This window comes from Vibrio genomosp. F6, assembly GCF_005146325.1.
In the GTDB taxonomy this organism is placed as follows: Bacteria; Pseudomonadota; Gammaproteobacteria; order Enterobacterales; family Vibrionaceae; genus Vibrio; species Vibrio cortegadensis.
The window spans coordinates 1-2,474 of record NZ_SYUT01000046.1 but is presented as its reverse complement, the minus strand read 5'-3'; the positions used below and the strand labels follow the sequence as shown (position 1 = coordinate 2,474).

The 2,474-nt window shown below is 39.8% G+C and carries 5 protein-coding genes; all 5 read right to left on the bottom strand.

Translation table 11 applies throughout. The annotated features are described in order from the left end of the window. Nucleotides 1–110: 110 nt before the first annotated feature. A complete protein-coding gene (locus FCV43_RS16860) occupies nucleotides 111–398 on the bottom strand; it encodes a hypothetical protein (protein ID WP_136995826.1) in 288 nt (95 codons plus the stop codon). Nucleotides 399–549: 151 nt separating this feature from the next. After that, nucleotides 550–1,161: a 2'-5' RNA ligase family protein gene (locus FCV43_RS16855; RefSeq protein WP_136995825.1), complete on the bottom strand. Its 612-nt coding sequence runs from the start codon at nucleotides 1,159–1,161 to the stop codon at nucleotides 550–552. A gap of 68 nt (nucleotides 1,162–1,229) precedes the next feature. Next, nucleotides 1,230–1,652, bottom strand: coding sequence for a GNAT family N-acetyltransferase (locus FCV43_RS16850; protein WP_136995824.1), 423 nt, complete (start codon nucleotides 1,650–1,652; stop codon nucleotides 1,230–1,232). A gap of 149 nt (nucleotides 1,653–1,801) precedes the next feature. After that, entirely contained in the window at nucleotides 1,802–2,089 is a 288-nt protein-coding gene (locus FCV43_RS16845; protein ID WP_013868556.1) for a type II toxin-antitoxin system RelE family toxin, read from the bottom strand. Then, a complete protein-coding gene (locus FCV43_RS16840; protein ID WP_065431664.1) occupies nucleotides 2,079–2,330 on the bottom strand; it encodes a type II toxin-antitoxin system Phd/YefM family antitoxin in 252 nt (83 codons plus the stop codon). The genes FCV43_RS16845 and FCV43_RS16840 overlap by 11 nt, the downstream gene beginning before the upstream one ends. Nucleotides 2,331–2,474: the final 144 nt, after the last annotated feature.

Below are 2,474 nucleotides of genomic sequence, written 5' to 3'. Positions count from 1 at the left end.
CCGTAAACACAAATTTCAAACCGAAGTGAACTCGCCAAGCGTTAGGAGTCACTCTTAAATTGTTTGTTATGTGCGTAATTCAAGTTGCCCTAGAACCATTTGCGCTACTTTCATGACCCTCGCCATTGGCTAGTTACAACTAACTTCTTAAAATCCAAACCACTACCAAATAAACTAGCTTCTGAAACTACGCCGTACAGATGAGCCAAAGATTTTAATTCATCTACATTAAATGATGATAAGAAAACCGTGTCTTTGGGATGATATAAGTCTTCGCAAAAGCCATTAAACAACTCGGCTACTAAGTTCAACTCCAGAGACGACTCTATATACTTCGTTTGAAGTGCCGAAGAAGATAGCAGCCTTACTTCTTCAATGACTTCATTTCGTAAGCTCATGAATTAGTTACCTATAATTATGGGCGAGAACATAACGCCGCGTTAAGTGGTGAGCAACGCTAACCACCCTACCTAAACCATTGTGACATAAACACTAAAAATGAAGTAAGCCGAAAATGCCAAGCGTTGGGAATCCGTCTTAAACGCTTTGTTATGTGTGTTCTAAGAAGATTTCCTCTAACTTACTCAGTTTGTTTGTGTCAAAGTCAAATTCGACTACTTGTAACTTAGAAATGCTGCCGCTGATACAAAAGTCTTGATTATTCCAGAATTCCACCATGTCTTGGCATTTCTTAGAGCTTTCATCATTACCTATACCAATATGTGGAACAAAGTCGATATCTAGTCTTAGGTTGTCAGCCAATAGTCCGCTGTATAGTGAATCATGCAGTTTGATTAGGTTACTGAAACCTTCATCTGGAACAAGAAAGGTATGATAGTAATCATTGAACGCATCCTTATTGATAGTTGCGCACCTAATCTTGAAATCAAAAGGGAGATGACCTCTACTTTTTTTAGTAATTTCTTGTCTAAATGCGTCGATTGAAGCATCAAAAACAGGGAACACTAACGTAAAATGAGGTTCTACTACATTGTAAAATAGAGCATCATTCTCAGCTCTAAAAGACTGAATTAAATCATAATCATCACCTGAAAACTCAGGAACTGCAATAACCAAAAGTGCCATATTTACTCCAAACACATAACGCCTTGCTAAGGTGCGGCTAACACCACGAAACCCAAGCAAAGCCGCCGTAATCACAAAACCTAACCGAAGCAAAAACGCCAAAGGTTAGCCGTCACTCTTGAGCAATTTGTTAGGTAACGAACTCAAAGTGAATACCTCATTTCGATAACATTCCCACAAGCGCCAGACTCAAGAAAGCCTGCACGTTTATATAGACCTACCGCTGGGTTTTCGGGGAATACCCTAAGAACTACTTCAACTGAATGATGCTGCATAGCATGCTTTTTAACTAATGTAAGGCAAGTAGTCCCGACACCCATTCCTTGAGCACTTTTGACCAACTGAAAGTCTCTAAGATGAGTAGTCGCTTCTGTGTAACTAAAACGAATGACACCTACTCGTTCACCGTTCACATGGACTTCAAAATTGTCTAAGTTTTTCCAACTATCAGCAAACATTTCTGTGTCCCAAGATATGTCGTAACGTTGATAATACTCTGCCATATTTGCTTTCGTTAAACTCTCAGCGAACTCCCAATCCAACGCTGGTTTGAGAAGAACTTCCATATTTACTCCTAGTTACCTAACGCCGCGTTAAGTGGCGAGCAACGCCAACCATCTTACCTAAACCATTGTGGTATAAATACTTGACCTGAAGAAAACCGAAAGCGCCAAGCGTTGGGAGTCCGTCTTAAACGCTTTGTTATGCTGCTGTTTTACGAGAACCTTGAAGCTAGCTTTTTATACACTGCATCTTTGTCACGCTTTCCTATAGCTAACACGTATACGACAATTTCATCATCAATAACTTCATAAGCTAAACGGTAGCCTGCTGTCCGCAGTTTGATCTTGTAAACCGAGTCGTAACCACGGAGCTTGGAAGATGGAACATGTGGATTTTCGAGACGTTCCTTAAGTTTCTTTTTAAACTGACTTTGAATTGGTGGAGCTAATTTACTCCACTCTTTCTTTGCAGCGGGCAGAAATTTAAGTTTATAAGTCATCGATATCAACTTCCACAGCTTCAGATAGGTCAACACGACGACTTTCAACAAGCTTTGCAAGCTCATAGTCATCAAGCATATCCATCAGAAACTCGTAAGTTTCCGCAGGAACAAGATAAGCTGCGGGCTTGTTGTGGTTTAAAATAGCAATAGCAGAACCATCAGCTTCATTTAGCAAAGCGGTTGGGTTTTTCTTTAGCTCAGAAATACTTGCTGAGCAATCAGCTAAAACTTGTCTCATAAGAACACCAATTAAGTATTTAAATTAGCACTAATTTTAGACCATAATTTAAGTCATAGCCAGAAATTTATGAAAGCTGCATAACGCCCAATTAAGGTGCGACAACGCTATAACACCCAAGCTAAACCATTGCACCGTAAACAC